General features: G+C 73.1%; 18 protein-coding genes and 3 pseudogenes. 5 read left to right on the forward strand and 16 right to left on the reverse strand.

Features of this window, described 5'->3' with window-relative positions; all coding sequences use genetic code 11:
• Positions 1-72 precede the first annotated feature (72 nt).
• The gene (locus IG86_RS0132610; protein ID WP_030831447.1) at positions 73-1,272 is read right to left on the reverse strand and encodes a S8 family peptidase; all 1,200 of its coding nucleotides are present in this window, start codon (positions 1,270-1,272) and stop codon (positions 73-75) included.
• Positions 1,273-1,481: 209 nt separating this feature from the next.
• On the reverse strand, positions 1,482-2,936 hold the full coding sequence (locus IG86_RS0132615; protein ID WP_234316249.1) for an FAD-dependent oxidoreductase: 1,455 nt from the start codon (positions 2,934-2,936) through the stop codon (positions 1,482-1,484).
• A gap of 69 nt (positions 2,937-3,005) precedes the next feature.
• On the opposite strand from IG86_RS0132615, the gene IG86_RS0132620 reads away from it, so the two are divergent.
• Positions 3,006-3,656, forward strand: coding sequence for a TetR/AcrR family transcriptional regulator C-terminal domain-containing protein (locus tag IG86_RS0132620; RefSeq protein ID WP_030831441.1), 651 nt, complete (start codon positions 3,006-3,008; stop codon positions 3,654-3,656).
• 139 nt (positions 3,657-3,795) lie between these two features.
• On the opposite strand, the gene gdhA is transcribed toward IG86_RS0132620, so the two are convergent.
• The 3 genes from gdhA to IG86_RS0132635 all read right to left on the reverse strand — a co-directional run bounded on the left by gdhA (position 3,796) and on the right by IG86_RS0132635 (position 6,650).
• A complete protein-coding gene (gene gdhA, locus IG86_RS0132625; protein WP_030831437.1) occupies positions 3,796-5,151 on the reverse strand; it encodes an NADP-specific glutamate dehydrogenase in 1,356 nt (451 codons plus the stop codon).
• 160 nt (positions 5,152-5,311) lie between these two features.
• The gene (locus IG86_RS0132630) at positions 5,312-5,956 is read right to left on the reverse strand and encodes a dihydrofolate reductase family protein (RefSeq protein WP_030831436.1); all 645 of its coding nucleotides are present in this window, start codon (positions 5,954-5,956) and stop codon (positions 5,312-5,314) included.
• A gap of 109 nt (positions 5,957-6,065) precedes the next feature.
• Positions 6,066-6,650 carry a TetR/AcrR family transcriptional regulator C-terminal domain-containing protein gene (locus IG86_RS0132635; RefSeq protein WP_030831434.1) on the reverse strand — a complete coding sequence of 195 codons (585 nt, stop codon included), beginning with the start codon at positions 6,648-6,650 and terminating at the stop codon, positions 6,066-6,068.
• A 46-nt stretch (positions 6,651-6,696) separates the two neighbouring features.
• On the opposite strand from IG86_RS0132635, the gene IG86_RS0132640 reads away from it, so the two are divergent.
• Positions 6,697-8,112: an FAD-dependent monooxygenase gene (locus IG86_RS0132640; protein WP_030901783.1), complete on the forward strand. Its 1,416-nt coding sequence runs from the start codon at positions 6,697-6,699 to the stop codon at positions 8,110-8,112.
• A gap of 15 nt (positions 8,113-8,127) precedes the next feature.
• On the opposite strand, the pseudogene IG86_RS44795 reads toward IG86_RS0132640, so the two are convergent.
• Positions 8,128-8,535: pseudogene (locus tag IG86_RS44795) on the reverse strand (endonuclease/exonuclease/phosphatase family protein); the annotation flags it as partial.
• Between the two features lie 36 nt (positions 8,536-8,571).
• On the opposite strand from IG86_RS44795, the pseudogene IG86_RS39320 reads away from it, so the two are divergent.
• Positions 8,572-8,990 (forward strand): annotated as a pseudogene (locus IG86_RS39320) (UTRA domain-containing protein); the annotation flags it as partial.
• Positions 8,991-9,007: 17 nt separating this feature from the next.
• On the opposite strand, the gene IG86_RS0132650 reads toward IG86_RS39320, so the two are convergent.
• On the reverse strand, positions 9,008-9,547 hold the full coding sequence (locus tag IG86_RS0132650; RefSeq protein ID WP_030901786.1) for a DM13 domain-containing protein: 540 nt from the start codon (positions 9,545-9,547) through the stop codon (positions 9,008-9,010).
• A gap of 69 nt (positions 9,548-9,616) precedes the next feature.
• Here IG86_RS0132650 and IG86_RS0132655 point away from each other — a divergent pair, with 69 nt between their 5' ends.
• The gene (locus IG86_RS0132655; RefSeq protein WP_157854951.1) at positions 9,617-10,657 is read left to right on the forward strand and encodes an FUSC family protein; all 1,041 of its coding nucleotides are present in this window, start codon (positions 9,617-9,619) and stop codon (positions 10,655-10,657) included.
• Here the strand turns inward: IG86_RS0132655 and IG86_RS0132660 are convergent.
• Positions 10,629-11,879, reverse strand: coding sequence for an MFS transporter (locus IG86_RS0132660; RefSeq protein ID WP_030901791.1), 1,251 nt, complete (start codon positions 11,877-11,879; stop codon positions 10,629-10,631). The genes IG86_RS0132655 and IG86_RS0132660 overlap by 29 nt on opposite strands.
• A gap of 159 nt (positions 11,880-12,038) precedes the next feature.
• Complete coding sequence (locus IG86_RS0132665) at positions 12,039-13,190, reverse strand: agmatine deiminase family protein (RefSeq protein ID WP_030901793.1); 1,152 nt, start codon at positions 13,188-13,190, stop codon at positions 12,039-12,041.
• Between the two features lie 167 nt (positions 13,191-13,357).
• Here IG86_RS0132665 and IG86_RS40320 point away from each other — a divergent pair, with 167 nt between their 5' ends.
• Positions 13,358-14,026, forward strand: coding sequence for a TetR/AcrR family transcriptional regulator (locus IG86_RS40320; protein WP_030831416.1), 669 nt, complete (start codon positions 13,358-13,360; stop codon positions 14,024-14,026).
• Between the two features lie 102 nt (positions 14,027-14,128).
• On the opposite strand, the gene IG86_RS0132675 is transcribed toward IG86_RS40320, so the two are convergent.
• From IG86_RS0132675 to IG86_RS0132705, 7 genes and pseudogenes are all read right to left on the reverse strand, one after another.
• Positions 14,129-14,962 carry an ABC transporter ATP-binding protein gene (locus IG86_RS0132675; RefSeq protein ID WP_030831412.1) on the reverse strand — a complete coding sequence of 278 codons (834 nt, stop codon included), beginning with the start codon at positions 14,960-14,962 and terminating at the stop codon, positions 14,129-14,131.
• Positions 14,955-15,950, reverse strand: coding sequence for an ABC transporter ATP-binding protein (locus IG86_RS0132680; RefSeq protein ID WP_030901796.1), 996 nt, complete (start codon positions 15,948-15,950; stop codon positions 14,955-14,957). The genes IG86_RS0132675 and IG86_RS0132680 overlap by 8 nt, the downstream gene beginning before the upstream one ends.
• Entirely contained in the window at positions 15,947-16,801 is an 855-nt protein-coding gene (locus IG86_RS0132685) for an ABC transporter permease (protein ID WP_030831405.1), read from the reverse strand. The genes IG86_RS0132680 and IG86_RS0132685 overlap by 4 nt, the downstream gene beginning before the upstream one ends.
• A complete protein-coding gene (locus tag IG86_RS0132690) occupies positions 16,798-17,757 on the reverse strand; it encodes an ABC transporter permease (RefSeq protein WP_030901801.1) in 960 nt (319 codons plus the stop codon). The genes IG86_RS0132685 and IG86_RS0132690 overlap by 4 nt, the downstream gene beginning before the upstream one ends.
• On the reverse strand, positions 17,754-19,421 hold the full coding sequence (locus IG86_RS0132695; RefSeq protein ID WP_030901803.1) for an ABC transporter substrate-binding protein: 1,668 nt from the start codon (positions 19,419-19,421) through the stop codon (positions 17,754-17,756). Before IG86_RS0132695 ends, IG86_RS0132690 begins: the two co-directional genes overlap by 4 nt.
• 88 nt (positions 19,422-19,509) lie before the next feature.
• On the reverse strand, positions 19,510-20,550 hold the full coding sequence (locus tag IG86_RS0132700; protein ID WP_037943431.1) for an agmatine deiminase family protein: 1,041 nt from the start codon (positions 20,548-20,550) through the stop codon (positions 19,510-19,512).
• 98 nt (positions 20,551-20,648) lie between these two features.
• Positions 20,649-21,034: pseudogene (locus IG86_RS0132705) on the reverse strand (urease subunit alpha); the annotation flags it as partial.

Here is a 21,034-nt window from a genome sequence, read left to right on the forward strand (position 1 = left end):
GCCGGGGGCCGACATGCCGAGGAGCGGCCCCGCGCAGTGCGCGGGGCCGCTCCCGACCGGTCTGCCGAAACGTTACGGCGCGACCTTCAGCAACTTGTTCGCCGTGCCGGAGGACGGGTTCTTGATCGCTCCCTTCGTCGCGGCCCCGGTCAGCGCGGCGGCCGTGGCCGCCGGCGTCGCGGACGGGTTGGCCGCCAGGTACAGGGCGGCGGCGCCCGCCACGTGCGGGGAGGCCATCGAGGTCCCGGAGATCGTCTTCACCCCGGTGTCACTGTCGTTCCAGGCCGACGTGATCTCCGAGCCCGGCGCGTAGAGGTCCACCACCGAGCCGAAGTTCGAGAAGTCAGACTGCTGGTCGTCCTCGGTGCTGGACGCGACCGTGAGGGCTTCGGGCACCCGGGAGGGGGAGCCCTGGCCGGCGTCGGAGGACTCGTTGCCGGCCGCCACGGCGAAGGTCACACCGGCGTCGACGGCCCGCTTGACCGCCGCGTCCAGCGCCTCGTCCACGCCGCCGCCGAGGCTCATGTTGGCGACCGACGGACCGGAGTGGTTCTTCGTCACCCAGTCGATGCCCGCCACGACCTGCTCGGTGGTGCCGGACCCGTTGTCGTCCAGCACCCGCACCGCGACGATCTTGGCCTTCTTGGCGACGCCGTGCGCGGTGCCGGCGATGGTGCCCGCCACGTGCGTTCCGTGGCCGTTGCCGTCGTCGGCGGTCTCGTCGTTGTCGATCGCGTCGAAGCCACTGGTGGCCCGGCCGCCGAAGTCCTTGTGCGTGGTGCGGACTCCGGTGTCGATGACGTAGGCCGTCACCCCCTCGCCGCCGCCGTCGGGGTACGTGTACTTCTGGTCGCCGGCCGTGGCCGCCTGGTCGATCCGGTCCAGGCCCCAGGACGGGGGCTTCTCCTGGGTCTCGCTGATGGTGAAGCGCTTGTTCTGCACGACCGTGCCGACGGCCGGGTCCGCGGCGAGCCGCTTGGCCTCCTTCTCGGTCAGGCCGGACGCGGAGAAGCCGTTGACCTTGGAGCCGTAGGAGCGCTCCAGCTTGCCGCCGTACTTCTTCGCCAGGTCCTCCTTGTTCGCGGATGCGTCGAGGATGACGACGAAGCTGCCGTCCACGGCGCCCTGGACACCGAGGCCGTGCACAATCCCTTCGGCCGGTTCGGCCGCCCCCGCGAGGGGGCTCGCGAACAGGGCCGCCGCGACCGCCGTTGCGGCGCCCGTGGCTATGGCCGTGTTGCGAAGGGCTTTGGACCGCTTGTGAGTTGCCATGTAAAGGGTTCTCCTCGTGTTGACGTGTGGGGCGTCAAACGTTCTGAAGAACCCTGTTCCGATTGACAGGAGCAAATCAAGGGCGAACCGGGGGTAAGGACTTGTTCAACAAGGTTTCTTAATAGGCCCTCCACACCTCCTCCACCTCGCACACGCGTTCTCACGAACTCCCGCGTGTAATAGGCACGTTCTTTGCAGGCGCATGTGCACTAGTCGGTGAAGGCCGCCGCGTAGGAGGCGAGCCCTTCCGCGGAGGCTCCGGCCCATCCGACGTAGCCGTCCGGGCGGATCAGGAACACCCCGTCCCCGTAGGCCTCGTACGAGGGGATCCGGACGGTGCGCACCGCCGCGAGCCCGGGGAGTCCCGACAGGTCGGGAAGGCCGGATCCCACGGCGCTGCCGGCGGCAGCGCCGACGGTGAGCAGCGTCCAGTGCGTCCCGCGGAACTCCTCGAACAGCCGGACGCCGCCGCGGATCCCGTCCGGAGCGCGGTCGCCCGCCCGCAGGGCCTGCTCGGCCAGGCCCGCACGGGTCTCCACGGCGAGCGCGCCGTCCCGGTAGCCGAGGCCGAGCTGGCGGGTGGCGGCGCCGCGCCGCGCCTCGCCGCGGTGGATGCGGGTGGACAGGCCGAGCATCTCGGCGGCGACCGGCAGCCGTTCCTCCTCGTAGGAGTCGAGCAGCGACTCGCGGGCTCCTCCGCGCAGGACGGCCGCCAGCTTCCAGCCGAGGTTGTAGGCGTCCTGGATGCTGGTGTTGAGACCCTGCCCGCCGGCGGGCGAGTGCACGTGCGCGCTGTCGCCGGCGAGGAAGACGCGGCCGTCGCGGAACCGGTCGGCCATGGCGGCGCGCGGCCGGAAGTCCGAGGCCCAGCGCACCTGCGTGACGTCACCGGGCGCTATGTGGGAGCGGGCGGCGACCACCGCGCGGATCCCCTCCAGCGAGAGGTCCGGCTCGACGCCCTCCGGGAACTGCGCGACCGCCTGGAAGTCCTCCGTTCCGGCGAGCGGGCAGATCGCGAGGAAGCCGGCGCCGTCGGCGGGCGGGAAGACGTGCCAGTTGTCGCGGTCGAGGCCCGCGATGCGCAGGTCCGCGACGAGCATCGGGCTCGGGTCGACGCTCTCGCCGGTCATGCCGATGCCCAGCGCGCGCCGCACGGTGGACCGGCCGCCGTCCGCGGCCACGGCGTACCGGGCGCGGACCGGCGCCCCGGCGGCGAAGGTGACCGTCACTCCCTCCGGGTCCTGTTCGACACCGGTCACCTCCCGGCCGAAGGCGATCCCGCCGCCCAGCTCCGCGAGCCTCGCGGCGAGGATCTCCTGCGTCCGCCACTGCGGCACCATCCAGGGGCCCGCGTACGGGGCGCCCTCGTCCGGGGCGACGTCGTCGAACATCCGGTGCTCGCCGGCGCGGACGCCGTCCTGCCAGACCATCCCGACCGGGTAGGGCGCCCCGGCCGCCCGGACCTCCTCGTAGACGCCGAGGTCGTCGAGCACCTCCAGGGTGCGGGGCTGGAGCCCCTTGCCGCGCGAGCCAGGGAAGAGGGAGCCGGACCGCTCGACGACGAGGGCGGCGACTCCGCTGCGGGCGAGGTCGACGGCGAGCGCGAGCCCGGTGGGACCGGCGCCGACGACGAGCACGTCCGTGTGCTGGACCTGCATACCCATGACCATCTCCTTAACACTGTTAAATGCCTGCGCCGCCAGCATGCATTTAACGGTGTTAAGCTGTCAAGCGTGGCTACCCGGAGATCCCCCAAGCTGGACAAGAAGCAGGCCGTCGACACGGCGCTGCGGCTGCTGAACGACGTCGGCCTCGACGGGCTGACCCTGCGTGCGATCGCCAAGGAGCTGGACGTGCAGGCGCCGGCCCTCTACTGGCACTTCAAGAACAAGCAGGAACTCCTCGACGAGATGGCCACCGAGATGTACCGGCGGATGGTCGCCGGGCAGCGCATCCCCCCGGACGCCACGTGGCAGGAACGGCTGACGATCGCCAACACGGGGCTGCGGGCCGCCCTGCTCGGCTACCGCGACGGCGCCAAGGTCTACAGCGGCTCCCGCTTCACGGGCACCGAGCACGCGGTCCGGATGGAGGAGAACCTCCGCGCCTTCGTCGAGGCCGGCTTCGAGCTCGGCCAGGCCGTACGCGCGCTCACCACGTCCTACTTCTTCACGCTGGGCTTCGTCACCGAGGAGCAGGGGGTCGAGCCCCTTCCGGGCGACCGCCGCGAGGGCTACGACCCGGACGAACGCGCGGCGCGCATGGCGGAGTTCCCCCTGGCGGCGGCCGCGGGGGCCGCACTCTTCCAGGACTTCTCCGCGGGCTTCGAGGAGAGCCTGCGCCTGCTCGTCGCGGGCATCGAGGCCCGCTACGGCATCTCCTGAGCGAGTGCCGCCGGCGGTCGGACGGAGCCGGGCGGACCGAGCCGGGCCCGCGGAACCCGGACCCGGAAGCGGCGGAGCGGCCCGGGAGGCGATTCCCGGGCCGCTCCGGCGGCCTCACGAGCGCGGCGCGCTCACCCGATCAGATGACGCCCTGGGCCAGCATCGCGTCCGCGACCCGCTCGAAGCCGGCGATGTTCGCGCCGGTGACGTAGTCGCCCGGGGCGCCGTACCGCTCGGCGGTCTCGTGGGCGACGGCGTGGATCGACCGCATGATGGCGGCGAGCTCGTCCTCCACCCGCTGCGCACTCCAGGCCGCCCGGCCCGCGTTCTGGCTCATCTCCAGGGCGCTGACCGCGACCCCGCCCGCGTTGGCGGCCTTGCCGGGCCCGAAGGCGACCCCGGCCTCCTGCAGGATCCGTACGGCCTCGGGGGTGGTCGGCATGTTCGCGCCCTCGGAGACCGCCTTGACGCCGCTCGCGACGAGCGTACGGGCGTCCCCCGCCTCCAGTTCGTTCTGCGTGGCGGAGGGGAAGGCGATGTCCGCCGGCACCTCCCAGACGCGGCCGCCGGGCACGAACCGCGCCGAGGATCCGCGGCGCTCCGCGTACTCGCTCACGCGCCCGCGCTCGACCTCCTTGACCTGCTTGAGCAGTGCGAGGTCGATGCCCTTGTCGTCGACGACGTAGCCCTGGGAGTCCGAGCAGGTGAGCGGGTTCGCGCCGAGCTGCTGGAGCTTCTCGATCGTGTACAGCGCGACGTTGCCGGAGCCGGAGACCACCGCGCTCAGCCCTTCCAGCGACTCGCCCCGGACCTTCAGCATCTCGGCGGCGAAGAGCACGCTGCCGTAGCCGGTCGCCTGCGGCCTGATCGCGGAGCCGCCCCAGCCCTGCCCCTTGCCGGTCAGGACGCCGGCCTCCCAGCGGTTGGTGATGCGCCGGTACTGGCCGAAGAGGTAACCGATCTCGCGGCCGCCGACACCGATGTCCCCGGCGGGGACGTCGGTGTGCTCGCCGATGTGCCGGTGCAGCTCGGTCATGAAGGACTGGCAGAAGCGCATGACCTCGGCGTCCGACCTGCCGCGCGGGTCGAAGTCGCTGCCGCCCTTGCCGCCGCCGATGCCGAGGCCGGTCAGGGCGTTCTTGAAGATCTGCTCGAAGCCGAGGAACTTCACCACGCCGATGTCGACGGACGGGTGGAAGCGCAGGCCGCCCTTGTAGGGGCCGAGCGCGCTGTTGAACTCGACGCGGTAGCCGCGGTTGACGTGGACCCGGCCGCGGTCGTCCTGCCACGGGACACGGAAGACGATCTGCCGCTCGGGCTCGGTGAGCCGCTCCACCAGGGCCAGCGCCGGGTCGGCGTACTCGGGCCGGGCGGTGAAGACGGGGGCCAGGGTTTCGAGGACCTCCCGTACCGCCTGGTGGAACTCGGGCTGCGCGGGGTTGCGGCGCTCGATCTCGGCCCGCAGTGCTTCCAGCCTGTCCTTCGAGTCCTTCACGTGTGTCCTTCCAGGTCGATTCCGAGTGCGCCGCGCCGCGAACGCGCGCTTTCGGAAGAGTTCTTCCAGAGGGCGGCCCTTTCGCGGAGGCTACCGCGCACGGTGCCGCTCCGGTAAAGGCTTCTGCCCCGCGGACAAAAACCCGCGGACGGAGTGCGCCTCAGCCGTCGCTTCCGGTACCCCGATCGGGTGCGCTCATGTCCCCGGTCCCGGGAACGCCCTCGGCGAGTCCGTAGCGCAGGTACACGGTGCCCTTCGGGCCGGCGGCCGGGGGTTCGAGGAGCGTGAGGTTCGTGGGCACCGCGCCCGTGTCGAAGACCTTCTTCCCGACGCCGAGCACGATCGGGTGCACCCAGAGGTCGAGCCGGTCGAAGAGCTTCTCGCGCAGCAGGGTCTGCACCAGGTCCAGGCTGCCGACGACCTTGATGTGCTCGTGCCGGTCACGGATCTCGCGCACCGCGCCGGCGAGGTCCGGGCCGAGCTGTGCGGATCCGGCCCAGGAGAGGTCCGGGGTGCCGCGCGAGGCCACGTACTTCGGGACGCGGTTGAAGAGCGTGGCGATGTCGTCGTCCTGGCCCCCCTCCTGGTGGGGCCAGTAGGCGGCGAAGATGTCGTAGGTGCGCCGGCCGAGCAGGAGGGCATCGGTGCCCTCGTACGCGGCGCCGACCTGCGCCCCGGAGGTCTCGTCCAGGAGGGGCGCCTGCCAGCCGCCGAAGGGGAACCCGGACGGGTCCTCGTCGGGGCCGCCGGGCGCCTGGCCGACGAGGTCGAGGGTGGCGAACAGCTCGATGTGGATGAGTCCCATGACGTGCTCCCGGTGAGTCGGTCTTCCTTCGTCAATGGATAGACCGGCGGGAGCCCGCCGACTCATCGGCGCGACGGAAGTGCGGCGCGCGCAGGTGCGGCCAGGGCGGTCACCGGCGGGTCATGAGTCCGATGCCGTGTTCGAACCGCTCGTCGAAGGAGGCGTCGGCGAGGTGGGCGCCGACGCGGCTCAGGGCCGGGTACCCGCCGGGCGCAAGGGCCGCGGCCAGGGCCTCGCCCTGGGCCCGGTCGGCGGTCTGCTCCTCCTGGGCCAGCCCCAGGACGAAGTAGACGATGGACCAGCAGGTCCAGGCGGCCTCCCGTTCGCCGAGCCCGCCGGCCAGCAGCGCCTCGACCATGCGGTCGGCGAACCGGAGCGTGCCCGGTTCGGCGACGTGCGTGCCGGCCACGATCACCGCGCCGTCGCGGTGGGACAGCAGCGCCCGCCGGTAGCGCCGGGCCAGTTCGTGGACGCGCTCCCGCCAGTCCTCGGGCAGTCCGTCCGGGGAGACCTCCTCGACGATCGCGTCGGCCATCAGCTCCAGCAGGCGGGCCTTGGACTTGGCGTGCCAGAGCACGGTGTTCATCCGTACTCCGAGCCGGTCGGCGACACCGCGGACCGAGACGCCCTCCGCCCCGCGCTCGTCCAGGAGTTCCAGCGCCGCCCGCACCACACCCTCTTGCTTTTTGGTCACTGACCAAGTCTACTTCTTGGTCAGTGACCAAGAAAGAGGTGATTCGATGATCGTCATCGTCGGAGCCGGACCCGTCGGCCTGTGGCTGGCGGCGGAACTGCGACTGGGCGGGGCCGACGTCACCGTGCTGGAGCACCGGGCGGAGCCGGATCCGCATTCCAAGGCCCTCACCGTGCATCCCCGCACCCTGGAACTGCTGGCCTGCCGGGGCGTCGTGGACCGGTTCCTGGACGAGGGCCGCCGCATCCCGGACGGCCACTTCGGCGGCCTGGACGACCGCATGGACTTCGGCGTGCTCGACACTCCGTTCCCCTTCACGCTGGCCCTGCCGCAGGCCCGTACGGAGGCGCTGCTGGAGGAGCACGCGCGCGCCGCCGGAGCGCGGATCCTGCGGGGCCACCGCGTGACCGGGCTGACCCGGGACGCGGAGGGCTTCACGGTCGAGGTCGCCGGTGGGCCGCCGGTGCGGGCCACGCACGTCGTCGGCTGCGACGGCACCCGGAGCGTCGTACGGGACGCCGCGGGCATCGCCTTCCCCGGTACGGAGGCCACCACCTGGGGCTGGCTCGGTGACGTCGTCCTGGACGACCCGCCGCCGGGGCCGGTCAGCGTGTCGGGGCCGTCCGGCGGCCTGATGGTGGTGCCGCTGCCGGACGGTGTGCACCGGATCGTCGGCGGGGACCCGGACGGCGGCCGCCCCGGCCGGCCCGGAGCCCTGACCCTGGACGAGCTGCGGGAGAAGGTCGTGGCGATCTCGGGCGGCGACTACGGCCTGCGCGACCCGCGTTGGCTCTCCCGCTTCGGCAACGCCACCCGGCAGGCGGAGCGTTACCGCAGCGGCCGGGTGCTGCTCGCCGGGGACGCCGCGCACATGCACTTCCCGACCGGTGGCGTCGGCCTCAACGTCGGCCTCCAGGACGCGGCCAACCTCGGCTGGAAGCTGGCCGCCGTGGTCCGGGGCGAGGCCCCGGACGCCCTGCTCGACACCTACCACGACGAACGCCACCCGGTCGGCGCCGACCTGCTGGCCTCGACCCGCGCGCAGACCGCGCTGATGACCGGCCACTCCCCCGAGGGGCAGGCGCTGAGAGCCCTGTTGAGCGGGCTCATCGCCGACCTGCCGGAGCTGTCGCGCACCCTGGCGGAGCGGTTGTCGGCGCTGTCGGTCGCCTATCCGGCCGGGGGCGGCCACCGGCTGGCGGGCACCCGCGCCCCCGACCTCGTCCTCGGCGGCACCCGGCTGTTCGGTCTGCTGCGCACAGGCCGCCACGTCCTGCTGGACCTGGCGGGCGGCACCCGGCCGGCCGAGGGCGTCACCCTGCGCCGCGGGCCGCTCTCCGTACCGCACGCGCACTGGGCGGGGGTGACGGCCGCGCTGATCCGCCCCGACGGCCATGTGGCCTGGGCCAGTGACGACCCGGACGCCGATCCCCGGCCGGCCGTGGCCGGGCGGTGGGGGTGACGCGCTTCGTGCCCGTCAGGCGTAACGGAAGGTGGTGACCACCGCCGCGTGGTCGGAGGGCCAGTCGTTGGCGGCGACGTACGGCCGGGGGCGATGCGGCCCGTGGCCAGGGTGGTGGAGTCCAGGACGGTGAGGCGGCCGCCGGCGTGGAGCACGTAGTCGATGCGGTCCTGCGGTTCCGGGCGGCCGCTGCCGTCCTCGTGCTCGGGGTGGACGGGTGACCAGGTGGTCCCCGGACACTCCACCGGGTCGGGGTGCGCCTCGCGGTAGGAGTCGCGCAGTCCGGCCCGCTCCACGGCGCGGGAGACCGGCCAGTCCACCGGGCCGTGCCCGCCGTGCAGCGGGGCGGCCGCGGCCGTCCAGTCCAGGTGCGAGGGGGCGTTTGAAGTCGCCGACGAGCAGGACCGGGGTACGGTCGGCCGCTTCGAGGTCCGGCGCCATGACCGGGACGTCATGTGGCTCCAGGTGGAGCCGGGCGCACCCGTGCTGCACGTGCTGCGCGTGCGCGGGCCGGACGGCGAACCGGTCCTGCTCGAACGCACGGTGTACGCCGACTGGATCGCGCCCGCCGTCGAGCGCATCGAGCCGGACTGCCCGTCGGTGACGCAGCGTCTGCTGGACGACACGGACTGGTGTTCGCGTACGGGGAGCACCTCATCGACGCGGTCGCGGACGGCGCCCAGGACGCCGGCCTCCTCGAAGTGCGGCGCACCAGCCCGCTGTTGCGGGTGCGCCGCATGACCACCACGCGCGAGGTCCGCCCGGTCGAGGGGTCCGACGTCCGCTACCGCTCGGACGCGGTGGGGTTCAGCGTGCACAACTCCATCGGCAGCAACGCCCTGGCCCGCCGTACGGGCCCGGCCCTCACGGGGGCCTGAGCACCCCCGTCACCGGCTCAGGCCGGGGTGAGGGCCGCCGCGCCGAAGGAGACGTCGAAGCGGTCGCACCAGATGCTGACGCTGGTGTAGTCGGCCAGGTTCACGTCCGCCGGGACCGGGTAGTTCTGGTCCCCCTTGTTGCCCTTGAGTTCGCCGAGGCTGAGGTGTGCGCCGTCGTCGAAGACGCGCCAGCCCGCCACGCCCTCCTTCACCGGGGCGTCGGTCAGCCACACCCTCAGGTCCGGCCCGTTGCTGGTGTCCAGCCCCTCCAGGCGCAGGAAGCGCGAGCCGTCCTGCAGCTCGATGATCCTCACCTTGCCGGTGGTGGTGTGCTCGTGGCTGATGAGATCGCCCGTGGCGAGCGTCCGGGGCGCGGCGGGCCCGGCGGATCCCGAGGGCCGCGCGCTCGGCGCCGTACTGGGCAGGGCCTCGCTCACCGTCTGCTCCTGCCAGAGCTTCCACGGCTCGAACCAGTACAGCCCCACGCCCACCAGTACGGCCACCACGGCCGCCGCGGCGATCAGCAGCGGCCGGCGCCGCCCGCCCACACGTCCCACGTCGCACTCCTCGGTCGTTCGTCGCGCGGTTCGGCCGGCCACGGGACGGCGAACCCTACGATGTCCGTCATGCCCGGTACGGTCGTTGTTGATCCGCAGGTCCCCTCCGCCGGCGCGCGGCTGCGGTCCGGCGCCCGGCTGGTGATCTGCGCCGCGGTGCCCTGGTACCTGTGCCTGTGGTGGGGCACGAGCACGGCGCCCGTGCCCGCCGCCCTGCCGGCCGTCCTGATCCTGCGTGAGGACGTGTACGCTGCGCCGCGCCTGGCGTGGGAGCGTCTGCTGGGCGTCTTCGTCGGTGTGCTGCTCAGCACGCTCGCGCTGGACCGGCTGCCGCCCTCGTCGCCGTCCTTCCTGGCCGTGCTGGTGTGCGGGTGCGCCGGCATGTACCTGCTGGGCCGGCCCGGCTCCCCCAACCAGCAGGTCCTCATCACCGCCCTGATGATCTACGCCACCGCGCTGCCCGGGTATCCGCTGGCGCGCCTCGCGGAGACCCTGGTCGGGATCGCCGTGGTCGTCCTGCTCGGGCCGCTGCTGTGGCCTCCTGACCCGTACAGGTCGGCAGCGGAGGGCCTGGATGCGTACCGGGCGGGGGTCGGGCGCCTCCTCGACGGGGTGGCCGGCCGGCTCGCCCGCGGCGGGCCGCCGGCGGCCCCGGTTCCGCTGCCCGAGGGGGCGCGGCTGTGGCTGCGGCCGCAGGCCTGCCGCGCCGCCTTCGACCGGGCCGCACGGCGCCGGCGGACCCGGAGACCGCCGGACGGGCTCGACGGGCGTCTGGGGCTGGCCGCCCGGAGCGCCGTGACCCTCCAGTGCTTCACGCAGGAGCTCCAGGAACGCGCCCGCGGCCTGGGCACCGGCCCCTCCGCGACACCCGGGGCGCCCGCCGCCGCTCCCGATCCCGCCCTGCGCGCCATCGTCCCGCTGGTCCGGTCGACCGCGCTGGCCCTGGACGCCGCCCTGCGCGGGGACGAGTTCGCCGCCGAGCTCGACCGGGCCCGCGGTCTCGACCTCGCCCACCGCGCGGCCCACCCCACCCGGCACGACGCGGTCCTACGGGCCGGCCTGCACCTGACGCACGAGGCCCTCAGCGACCATCTCGCGTCCCGCCACTGAGGAGCGTGCGGTCCGACGGGGCCGACCGCGGCAGCAGGAGCGGGGTGGCCATGCCGAGGACGCCGGCGATCGCGATCGCGGCACGGGGGCCGGTGGCGACGGCCAGCAGGCCCCACAGGGCGGTCAGCGCGGCGATGGCGGCCTTTCCCGACACCGACCAGGCGAGCAGGGTGCGGGCGGCCCGGTCCGCGGGGGTCCGGGCGAGCCGGCAGGTGGCCAGCACCGGGTTGAAGACGCCCATGCAGGTGATGAGCCCCAGCTCGACGGCCATGACGAGGACGAGCCCGGTCGTGCCGGGACCGACGAAGGCCAGCCACGGCAGCCAGCACGCCCGAAGCGCCCCCGCGGTGAGCATGACCCGGTGCCGGCCGAACCGGGCGACGAGCCCCGGCGCCAGCCGCGAGCCGATCAGGCCGCCCACGCAGGGCACGGCGAAGGCGAGTCCGTACTGCCAGGGCGCGAAGCCGAGGGGGCCCAGCATGAGGACGGCGAGCAGCGGCGAGGTGGCCATGATCAGGCCGCCGACCAGGACCGAGTTGAGGAACAGCGGGCGCAGCACGGGGTCGGTCAGGATGTGCCGCCACCCTTCGAAGAGGTCGCCGGGCCGCAGCCGCTGCCGCGCTCCGGCGGGCTCCGGGCGCGGTTGCGGTCCCCCGATCGCGCGGATCCCGGCCGCCGACAGCAGGTGGCTCACGGCGTTGGCCATGACGGTCACCACCGGCCCGAACGCGGCGATCGCGGCCCCGCCCAGCGGCGGTCCGAGCATGGTGGCGGTCCAGGTCGTGGATTCGAAGCGGCCGTTGGCGACGAGCAGGTCCTGCGGCGGGACGAGTTCCTTCAGGCACGCCCCGCCGGCCGCCGTGAAGGCGATGCCCGCGGCGCCGGCCACGACCGACACGACCAGGAGGTGGACGAAGGTGAGCCCGCCGAGCACGTACGCCGCCGGCACGCTCGTCAGCGCCGCGAACCGGAGCAGGTCCGTCGCGATCATCACCCGTCGCTTGGGGCGGTTCTCCACCCACGGTCCGAGGGGCAGCGCCAGCACGGCGCCGACCGCCGGCCCCACGGCCGCCAGCAGCGACACCCGGGTCGTCCCGGCGTGCAGGACGAGGATCGCGATCAGCGGGAACGCGTCGAAGGCGAGCCAGGTGCCGAGCGTGCTGACGGCGTAGGACGTCCAGAGCCACCCGAACCGCCGGCCCAGCGACCGTCCGCCCACCATGATCCGCCCTCCCCCGCCCTCCGCAGGGACGGCCCCGCGCCGTCAGGGGGATCCAAGCGACCGGCGCACCGGCGGGTCAAACCGGCGAGGCCACCGGTCCCGCCGGGTCGCGGCGCGCCGATGGCCTCGTCCCCGCTGGTGACGGGGGGCGGGACGGGGTTACGGGACAGGCTGCTGCTGGGTGACGCAGTGGATCCCGCCGCCGCCGGTACCGAGGCGGTCGATGTTGAGCTGTTCGACGACGCGGCCGGGGAAGAGGCGGGTCAGTGTGGCCTTCGCCGCCTGGTCGGCCCTGGTGTCTCCGAACTGGCCGCTGATGACGGCGCCGTTGCACACGTAGTAGTTGGCGAAGGAGGCCAGGAAGTCGGGGTTGGTGGAGCGGATCTTGTAGTAGTCGGGGCCCTGGAGCTGCTCGACGGCCATCCGGGCGCCGCCCGCGGTCGTGGCGCCGGACAGGATCTGGTACTGCTGGCGCGCGTCCTTGGCGTAGACGTCGTTGTCCGAGGCCAGGGGCATCTGGACGAGGGCCTTCCCCGGGGCGAGGAAGCGGGAGGTCGCGTCGACGTGGTCGTCGGTGATGTCCTGGCCGACCACCCCGTCGAACCAGATGACCTTGGTCGCGCCGTAGGCGGTGCACAGTGCGGCCTCGATCTGCGACTGCGACCTGTCGGGGTTGCGGTTGCGGTTGACGAGGCTGCTGCGGGTGGCCATCAGGGTGCCCGCGCCGTCCTGTTCGACCGCGCCGCCCTCCCCCACCAGGCCGGCGGCGGTGAACGGGACGCCGACGTGGGCCGCGATCCGGCCCGCGACCAGGGTGTCCTTGGCGTGGGCCTGCTTCTTGCCCCAGCCGTTGAAGTTGAGGCCGACCGCGTCCAGGCCGCCCGCTCCGTCGGTGCGGAAGACCGGTCCGGTGTCGCGCATCCAGCAGTCGTCCACGGGGATGGTGGTGATGACGGTGACGGTGGAGCCGCACAGGGAGCGGGCCTTGGCGGCGCTCGCGGAGTTGGCGCAGAGGTAGACCGGTTCGTACTTGGCGATGGTGCGGGCGATGAGGGCGATGTCCGCCTGGACGCCGCTGAGCTTGCTGCCCCAGATGGAGCTGCTGTCCGGCCAGGCCATCCAGGTGCGGGTGTGGCGGACGTCCTCGATCGGTACGCGGAAGGTGCCCGCCGCGGCGGCGGGCCGGGCCGCCGCCCGGGCCCGTCCCCCGGCCACCGCGAGGGTGGCGGCCGCGGCGGTGACGCCCGCGGCCGTCAGGAACCGGCGTCTGTCCATGCCCGCGCCGGGCGGGTTCGCTGCGTGATCGTTCATGAGGGGTCTCCTTGTGGGGGTGAAGTCCGTGAACTCCCCGCGCCGACTGCGGGGTTGACCGGAAAGCTAAAACTGGCCAAGCGCTCGGTCAATACTTTGGACGGAGCCGTTCCGGAGGTTCCGGGAAAGCCGCAGGTGGCGGCGCGCGGGCTCGTTAGAGTGACGCCATGGCAGCTTCCTCGAAGGTCCCGCCGGACCCGTCCGACCCGTCCGCTCCCGCCGTACGCACGGGGCGTCCCCGGGCCTCGGCGAAGGGCGAACAGACGCGGGCACGGCTGATCGCCGCCGCGCGGACCCTGCTGGCGGGCGGCCTCAGCGAACGCTTCACCACCCGCAACGTGGCGGCCCTGTCCGGCGTTTCACACGGGATGTGCCACTACCACTTCCAGGACCGGACCGATCTCGTCCTCGCGGTCGTCACGGACATCCGCCCGGAGTGGATCCACCCCCTGGAGGAGGCGGTCTGCGCCCCCGGGCCGTTCGCCGAGCGGGCCGAACGGGTCGTCGAGCTGCTCTCACGGCCCGAGGGCGCCGAACTCTCCCACCTCCACTCCGCGTTGCACTGGCACGCCCTGAACGACGAGCGGGTGCGGGAGAGCCTGGAGGCGGAGTACCGGCGCTGGCGCGGCTGTTTCGTCACCCTCTTCCGGGTCCTGGCCGACGAGCGGGACGAGGACGGGGGCCGGGGCGGCCACGTCGACCCGCTCGCGCTGGGCGAGGCGGTGGCCGCCGCCGTGGACGGTCTGGCGGCCGCGGAGTCGCTCGGCTCCGAGGTCGACTCCGGTCCCGTGCTGCGCACGCTGATCCGTACGCTCGCCGCCGGCACCCGCGCCTGACCCCGACGGGGCGTCCCGCGGATCAGGGGCGGCCCAGGGCGTGTCCGCACAGTCCCGCCCGCCCGGCGGGGTCCGGCACGCCCGCCCTCCGGGCGGCCGGCGCTACTTCGCGGACACCCCCTGGAGGGCCCGCCGGGCGGCGGCGATCGCCTGCGGGTCCCATCCCGGGCGGGGCACCGACTCCAGCAGCAGCCGGGTGTACGGATGACCGGGCGCGGTGAGGACCTCCTGCGTGCGGCCCTGCTCGACGACCGCCCCGTGCCGCATCACCACGATCTCGTCGGTCACGCACCGCACGACCCCGAGGTCGTGGGTGATGAAGAGGTAACCGATCCCGGTCTGCTCCCTGATGTCGGCCAGCAGGTTGAGGATCTGCGCCTGTACGGAGACGTCGAGGGCGGCGACCGCCTCGTCCAGCACGAGCACGGCCGGCTCGACGGCGAGGGCCCGTGCGATGGCGACGCGCTGGCGCTGGCCGCCGGAGAGCTGCCGGGGCAGGGCGTCGGCGGCCCGGGTGCCCAGGCCGACCTGGTCGAGGAGTTCGCGTACGCGCCGCGCGTGGTCGCGGCCGGGGAAGTGCAGCCGCAGGGTCTCCCGGAGGGCCGCTTCGACGCCGGTGCGCGGGTCGAGGGAGAGGTAGGGGTCCTGGAAGACCATCTGCACCTCCCGGGCGCGGGCGAGCCGCGCGGCGCGCCCGCCGGTGCGACCGCGCCCGGTCCGGGACCGGCCGCGTACCAGGACCTCGCCCTCGTCGGCCCGTTCCAGGCCGACGACGATGCGGGCGGTGGTCGTCTTGCCGGAGCCGGACTCGCCCACGACTCCCAGCGATCCGGCCTCGGGCAGTGCGAAGGACACGTCGTCCACGGCGCGGACGGCGCCGAAGGCGCGGCGCAGCCCCCTGACCTCCAGTACGTTCCGCGGTCCGTTCTCAGGCATCGACGGCGCTCCCTTCGAGCAGGTCGCTGTGGTGACAGGCGGCCCGGTGCTCCGGCCGGCCCGGGGCGGCGGCCGGCAGCGGTGCCCGCTGGTCGCAGACCTCCGTGGCCAGCGGGCAGCGGGTGGCGAAGGCGCAGCCGTGCAAGGGTTCCCGCAGGTCCGGCGGCTGCCCCTCGATCGCGGCGAGCCTGCCCCGGGGGCCCTCCATCCGCGGGGTGGAGGCGAGGAGCGCGGCCGTGTACGGGTGGCGGGGGCGGGCGAAGAGGTCCTCGGCGGGGCCGGTCTCCACGATCCGCCCGGCGTACATGACGTGGACGCGGTCGCTGATGGCGGCGGCGAGGTCGAGGTCGTGGGTGACGAAGAGCAGGCCGGTGCCGAAGCGTTCGCGCAGCGTGGCGAGGAGGGCGATGACCTCTGCCTGGCTGGTGACGTCCAGGGCCGTGGTGGGCTCGTCGGCGAGCAGGAGCACGGGGTCCCCCATGAGGGCCGCCGCGATCACGACGCGCTGGAGCATGCCGCCGGAGACCTGGCCGGGGTACTTGCGCAGGACGGACTCGTCCAGGCCCACCGCCCCCAGGAGTTCCACGGCGCGGGCGGTGGCGTCCGTGCGGCTCGTGGCGCCGGTGAGGGTGACGCTCTCGGTGAGGAAGTCGCCGATGCGGCGCAGCGGGTTGACCGCGGCGCGCGGATCCTGGAAGACCATGGCCACCGAGCCGGCCCGTACGCCGCACAGCCGGTCGGCGTCCATGGCGAGCACGTCCTCCCCGCCGACCCGTACGGCGCCCTCGACGACCGCGCCGGGCGGCAGCAGCCGCAGCGCGCTGCGGGAGGTCAGGCTCTTGCCGGAGCCGGACTCGCCGACGAGGGCGACGGTCTCGCCGGCGCGGACGGTGAGGTCGACGCCGTCGAGGACGGGCCGGGCGGTGCCCGGCAGGGTGATCTTCAGGCCCTGGATGTCGAGCGTGGGCACCGGTTGCGTGGGGTTCATCGGTCTCTCCTGGCGACACGGTCGGCCCACCGCTCGCCCACCACGTTGAAGGCGACCACGGTCAGCACCATGAAGGCGCAGGGCAGGATCGCGGACAGCGGGTAGCCGTGCTGGATGGCTGTCTGCCCGTCGAAGACCATCCGGCCCCAGTCGGGCGTGAGCGCGGGGACGCCGAGCCCGAGGAAGGACAGCCCGGCGAGGTCCATCAGGGCGTAGCCGAAGTTGATGGTGGACTGGGCGAGGACGACGGGGGCGATGTTGGGAAGGATGTGGCGCAGGCAGATCTGCACGGCCGAGTGGCCCTGCACCTGGTAGGCGCTGACGTACGGGCGGGCGCGTTCGGCCAGGACCAGCGAGCGGGTGAGGCGGCTGACGTACGGCAGGTAGGCGACGGCGAGCGCGATGACCGGGGCGAGCAGGCCTTCTCCGTAGACGGAGATGATCAGGATGGCCAGGAGCATGCCGGGGAAGGCGAAGACCAGCTCGGTGCTGCGGGAGAGGACGGAGTCGACCCAGCCGCCCCGCCAGGCGGCGGCCGTGCCGACGGCGATGCCGGCGACGGTGGAGAAGACGACGACGCCCAGCGGGCCGAGCAGGGAGGTGCGGGCGCCGAGCAGCAGCCGGGAGAGGGTGTCCCGGCCGGCCGCGTCCACTCCGAGCGGGTGCGCCGCGGAGGGTCCGGCGAGGGCGTTGCCCAGGTCGACGGCGTTGGGGTCGTAGGGCACCAACAGGGGTGCGAACAGGGCCGCGAGGACGACGGCGGCGACGAGGCCGAGGCAGAGGAGGTGGAGCGGGGACCCGGTGGCCCGGATCCGGGCCAGGCCGGGGCGGCGGGTGAGGACGGCGGTCATGCGGCGGCCTTCCTGGATCCGAGGGTGACCCGGGGGTCGACCAGGGGCAGCAGCAGGTCCACGACCAGGTTCACGGCCATGAAGAGGGCGACGATGATCAGGGAGACCGCCTGGACGGTGGGGAAGTCCTTGGTGGTCGTGGACAGTTCCAGGAGCTGGCCGATGCCGCCGATGCCGAAGGCGGTCTCCACGAGGATGGTGCACACGAGGAGGGTCGAGACGATCAGTCCGCCGGTGGTCAGGACCGTCCCGAGGGAGTTGCGCAGCACGTGCCGGCGGATGACCTGCCGTTCGGGCACGCCGCGGCTGCGGGCGACGGTGACGTGCTCGCTGTCGAGGGCTTCGAGCATGGCGGACCGGGTCACCCGGGCGAGCATGCCGGTGAGGTAGAGCGCCAGGGCGATCGCGGGGAGGGTGAGGTGCCAGAGCATGTCGCCCAGGCCTTCGCCGGACCCGCTGCTGGGGAACCAGCCGAGCCGGACGGCGAACAGGCCCTGCAGCAGGACCGCCGCGGCGAACGACGGCGTGCCGACGGCGAACGTCGTGGTGACGAGGACGGCCGAATCGGCGGCTCCGCCGCGGACGGCGGCGATCCGGCCCAGGAACAGGCCGACCGCGACCACGAGGGCGAGCGCCATGGTGATCAGCAGCAGGGTCACCGGGAGCCGGTCCGCCAGGAGGCGCGAGACGTCGGTGCGGTAGGTGATGGACCGCCCGAAGTCGCCCTGGAGCACGCCCCCGAGCCAGCGGAAGTACCGTACGAGGAAGGGGTCGTCCAGGTGGTACTGGGCGTTGATCGCGGCCAGGGCCTCCGGGGAGGCCGACCGGCCCGCGAGCAGGAAGCTCGCGGGGCTGCCCGGCGCCAGGTACATGGCGCCGAAGACGACGAACGAGGCGGTGAGGAGGGTGGCGGCCATCTCCGCCACCCTTCGCACGGCGAACCTGACGAAGCTCACTGCGCGGCCCCCACGTCGGCGGCCCACGGGTGGTACATGTACGAGATGGTGGTGGGCGCGCCGGTGATCCGCTTGTTCATGAAGAGCGCGGTGGGCCATTCGGCGACGGGTATCCACAGCAGCTGCTCGGCGGCGTGGCGCTGGAGCTTCGCCTCGATGTCCATGCGCTGCTCGGTGGGGTAGGCGGCGGTGGCCTGGTCGACGAGCCGGTCGTACTCGGGGTCGCTGTGGCCGGCGAAGTTCATGTAGGCGCCGGTCTTGAAGTTCTGCAGCAGGTCGAGCGGGTCGGTGATCGAGTCGTAGTAGGTGAGCGGGAACATGTCGATGCCCTCGCGCGCCTGGGAATCGGTGAACAGCGCGGTGAACGCGTTCGGGGCGATGGTCTTCAGCCGGATGTCGAGGCCGATCTGCGTGCCGGCCGCCTGGACGGCGGTGGCGAGGAGGGAGACGTCCTGGCCGATGGAACTGGTGGCCACGGTGAGGGTCTTGCCGGTCGCGCCGGCCTCCTCGACGAGGGCCTTGGCCTTCGCGATGTCCTGGCCGGTGGGCGGGAGGCCGTCGAAGGCGGTCTTCAGGGTGCGTTCGGGTGCCGCGGCCCAGGCGGCGCGGGTGGTCAGGGAGTTGGTGACGGTGCCGGCGCCGCCGAGTCCGGCCTTGACGAATCCGGTGCGGTCGATCGCCAGGGACAGGGCCCGGCGGACGCGGACGTCGCCGAGGGGGCCCTTCATGTCGGTGATGTTGACGTTGACGGTGCTGAGGCCCTCCCCGAAGTAGAGGGTGCCGACGCCGGCGGAGCGCAGGCGGGCGTAGCTCTCGGTGGGGATCAGGTAGCCGCCGTCGACCTCGCCGCTGAGCATGGCGTTGGTCCGGGCGGACGGGTCGGTCATGAAACGGAAGACGGCCTTCTTCGCTTTGGCCTTGGTGCCCCAGTAGCCGTCGAAGCGGTCGAGTTCGATCGACTGGCCCTTGTTCCAGGTACCGAGCGAGAAGGGGCCGGTGCAGGCGAGTCCGCCGGTGGTGCCGTAGTCCTTGCCGGCCGCCTCGACGCCCGCCTTGGAGGCGACCACTCCGGCGGCGGTGGCCATGTACTGCGGGAACTGCGAGTCGGGCTTCTTGAGTTCGACGGTGACCTGGAGCGGTCCGGTCTTGGTGACGGAGGCGACGTTCTGGAAGACCTGTGCCCAGGCGGCCGCGTTGTCGGGGTCCGTCTGGCGGCCCAGGCTGAAGACCACGTCGTCGGCCGTCATCTCCTTCCCGTCGTGGAAGCGCACGCCGGGGCGGAGGTCGTAGACCCAGGTGGTGGGTGTGGGGTTGGACGCCTTCTGGGCGAGGCCGGGCTCCGTGGTGAGGGCGGGGGTCCAGCGCATCAGGCTCTCGCACACGTTGGACAGGACGGTGTTCTGCGGGTAGTCGAAGGCCACCGTGTAGTCGAGGGTGGGCGGTTCGGCGTAGACGGCCCAGCTGAAGGAGTCGATCTCGCCGCGCGCGGGTGGCGTGGAGGCGGTGAGGTGGACGTCGGTGACGGCGCCGCCCTCGTTCCCGGGCGGGCCCGAACAGGCCGCGAGAAGGGAGACGGAGGTCAGGACGGCGGCGGTGACGGCCGCCGCACGGCGGCCTGGCCGGCGGTGGGGGCGTCTGCTCGTGCGGGGTGTGGAGAGGGTCATCGTCGCGCTCTCTTTGCCGTGAGGGATGCGGGGGAGGAGCGGGCGGACCGCCGCGTGGACGGTCCGCCGGGAACGGTCGGTGCCCGGGTCAGCCGGCGTCGGCCGCGCGCTTCGCGGCGACGGGGATCTGCTGGGTGATGCAGTGCACTCCCCCGCCGCCGAACGCGATCGCGAGCGCGCGCACGCCGACGACCTTGCGGCCGGGGTAGGCGGTGGCGATGACGGCGAGGGCGTCCTCGTCCTGGTGCAGGCCGGCCACGGGGACCACGACACCGCCGTTGGCGACGTAGTAGTTCAGGTAGGACACCTCGATCCGGCCGTCCGCGAGGTCCGTGAAGGCGGTCTGCGGTACGTCGACGATGTCCAGGCGGCGGCCTCGGGCGTCGGTGGCGGCTTCCAGCACCGCGCGGTTGGCGCGCATCCGGGCGTAGTCGGGGTGGGTGGGGTCGGACGGCAGCGAGACGACGACCGTGCCGGGTGCGGCGAAGGCGCACACGCCGTCGACGTGGCCGTCGGTCTCGGTGTCGAGGAGACCGCCGTACGGGAGCCAGATGACCTTGGTGACGCCGAGCCGGGCCTTCAGCTCGGCTTCGATCTCCTCCCGGCCCAGTCCGGGGTTGCGGTTGGGGTGCAGGAGGCACTGCTCCGTGGTGATCAGCGTGCCCTCGCCGTCGACGGTGATCGCCCCGCCCTCCAGGATCATGTCGGAGGCGATGCGGTCGACCCCGAGGTGGTCCAGGAGCAGGGCGCTGATCCGGTCGTCGGCGTCGAAGGGGTGGTGCTTGCGGCCCCAGGCGTTGAAGCGGAAGTCCACCCCGGCGCGGTTGCCGTCGCCGTCGAGGACGAAGAGCGGGGCGCAGTCGCGGAACCAGGAGTCGTCGACCGGCAGCTCGATGACGGTGAGGCCGGCGGTGCCGGCGCCGGTGCCGCAGTGGGCGAGGGCGTCCTCTCCGTGGCCGGGCGGGGCGACCATCGTCACCGGCTCGAAGGCGGCGATGGCGCGGGCGACGTTGGCGTACTCCTCCTTCACCTCGGCCAGCACGCTGCCCCACAGGTCATCGCGGGTCGGCCAGGCCATCAGACAGCCCTCGTGCTCGGACCACTCGGCGGGCATACGGAACTCAGACATCGGGTGTCTCATTTCTTTCGTCGGCAGAGTCTTCCACTCGACTGAAAATTCAGTCAAGGGTCGAGGCGGCAAGGGTGACAGGAGGGCGGGGAGCGCCCTCAGAGGAAATAGAGGCGGTTGAGGGAGACCGATTCGGCGGCTTCGGAGCGCAGCGGCTCACCGTCGAGCGTGACCAGGCCGGTGCGCGGGTTCACGTCGACGTCACCCAGGCGGGTGTTGCCGACCATGTCCTTGGGGCCGAGGCCGCGGGTTCCCCGTACGGCGACACGCCGCCGGCGGGTGCCCAGGGTGTCGTACGGGGCCCCGAACGAGCCCGACTCGGCGGCCGCGCGGCTGACGAACGCCACCGAGAGGTCGGCGGGGGCCGCGCCATGGGCTCCGAACAGCGGTCCGAGGACGAGGGGTTCGCAGGTGTCGGTGGCGGCGTTGGGATCGCCGGTGACACCGTAGGCGGGGAAACCGGACTTCAGGACGAGCTGCGGCT

It is taken from the genome of Streptomyces virginiae (genome assembly GCF_000720455.1).
GTDB lineage: Bacteria > Actinomycetota > Actinomycetes > Streptomycetales > Streptomycetaceae > Streptomyces > Streptomyces virginiae.

Excerpts from the sequence above, each read along its gene's own strand:
- IG86_RS0132610 (WP_030831447.1), bottom strand. The coding sequence starts at position 1,272 with ATGGCAACTCACAAGCGGTCCAAAGCCCTTCGCAACACGGCCATAGCC.
- IG86_RS0132615 (WP_234316249.1), bottom strand. The coding sequence starts at position 2,936 with ATGGGTATGCAGGTCCAGCACACGGACGTGCTCGTCGTCGGCGCCGGT.
- IG86_RS0132630 (WP_030831436.1), bottom strand. The coding sequence starts at position 5,956 with ATGGGACTCATCCACATCGAGCTGTTCGCCACCCTCGACCTCGTCGGC.
- IG86_RS0132640 (WP_030901783.1), top strand. The coding sequence starts at position 6,697 with ATGATCGTCATCGTCGGAGCCGGACCCGTCGGCCTGTGGCTGGCGGCG.
- IG86_RS0132655 (WP_157854951.1), top strand. The coding sequence starts at position 9,617 with ATGCCCGGTACGGTCGTTGTTGATCCGCAGGTCCCCTCCGCCGGCGCG.
- IG86_RS0132660 (WP_030901791.1), bottom strand. The coding sequence starts at position 11,879 with ATGGTGGGCGGACGGTCGCTGGGCCGGCGGTTCGGGTGGCTCTGGACG.
- IG86_RS0132665 (WP_030901793.1), bottom strand. The coding sequence starts at position 13,190 with ATGAACGATCACGCAGCGAACCCGCCCGGCGCGGGCATGGACAGACGC.
- IG86_RS40320 (WP_030831416.1), top strand. The coding sequence starts at position 13,358 with ATGGCAGCTTCCTCGAAGGTCCCGCCGGACCCGTCCGACCCGTCCGCT.
- IG86_RS0132675 (WP_030831412.1), bottom strand. The coding sequence starts at position 14,962 with ATGCCTGAGAACGGACCGCGGAACGTACTGGAGGTCAGGGGGCTGCGC.
- IG86_RS0132680 (WP_030901796.1), bottom strand. The coding sequence starts at position 15,950 with ATGAACCCCACGCAACCGGTGCCCACGCTCGACATCCAGGGCCTGAAG.
- IG86_RS0132685 (WP_030831405.1), bottom strand. The coding sequence starts at position 16,801 with ATGACCGCCGTCCTCACCCGCCGCCCCGGCCTGGCCCGGATCCGGGCC.
- IG86_RS0132695 (WP_030901803.1), bottom strand. The coding sequence starts at position 19,421 with ATGACCCTCTCCACACCCCGCACGAGCAGACGCCCCCACCGCCGGCCA.
- IG86_RS0132700 (WP_037943431.1), bottom strand. The coding sequence starts at position 20,550 with ATGTCTGAGTTCCGTATGCCCGCCGAGTGGTCCGAGCACGAGGGCTGT.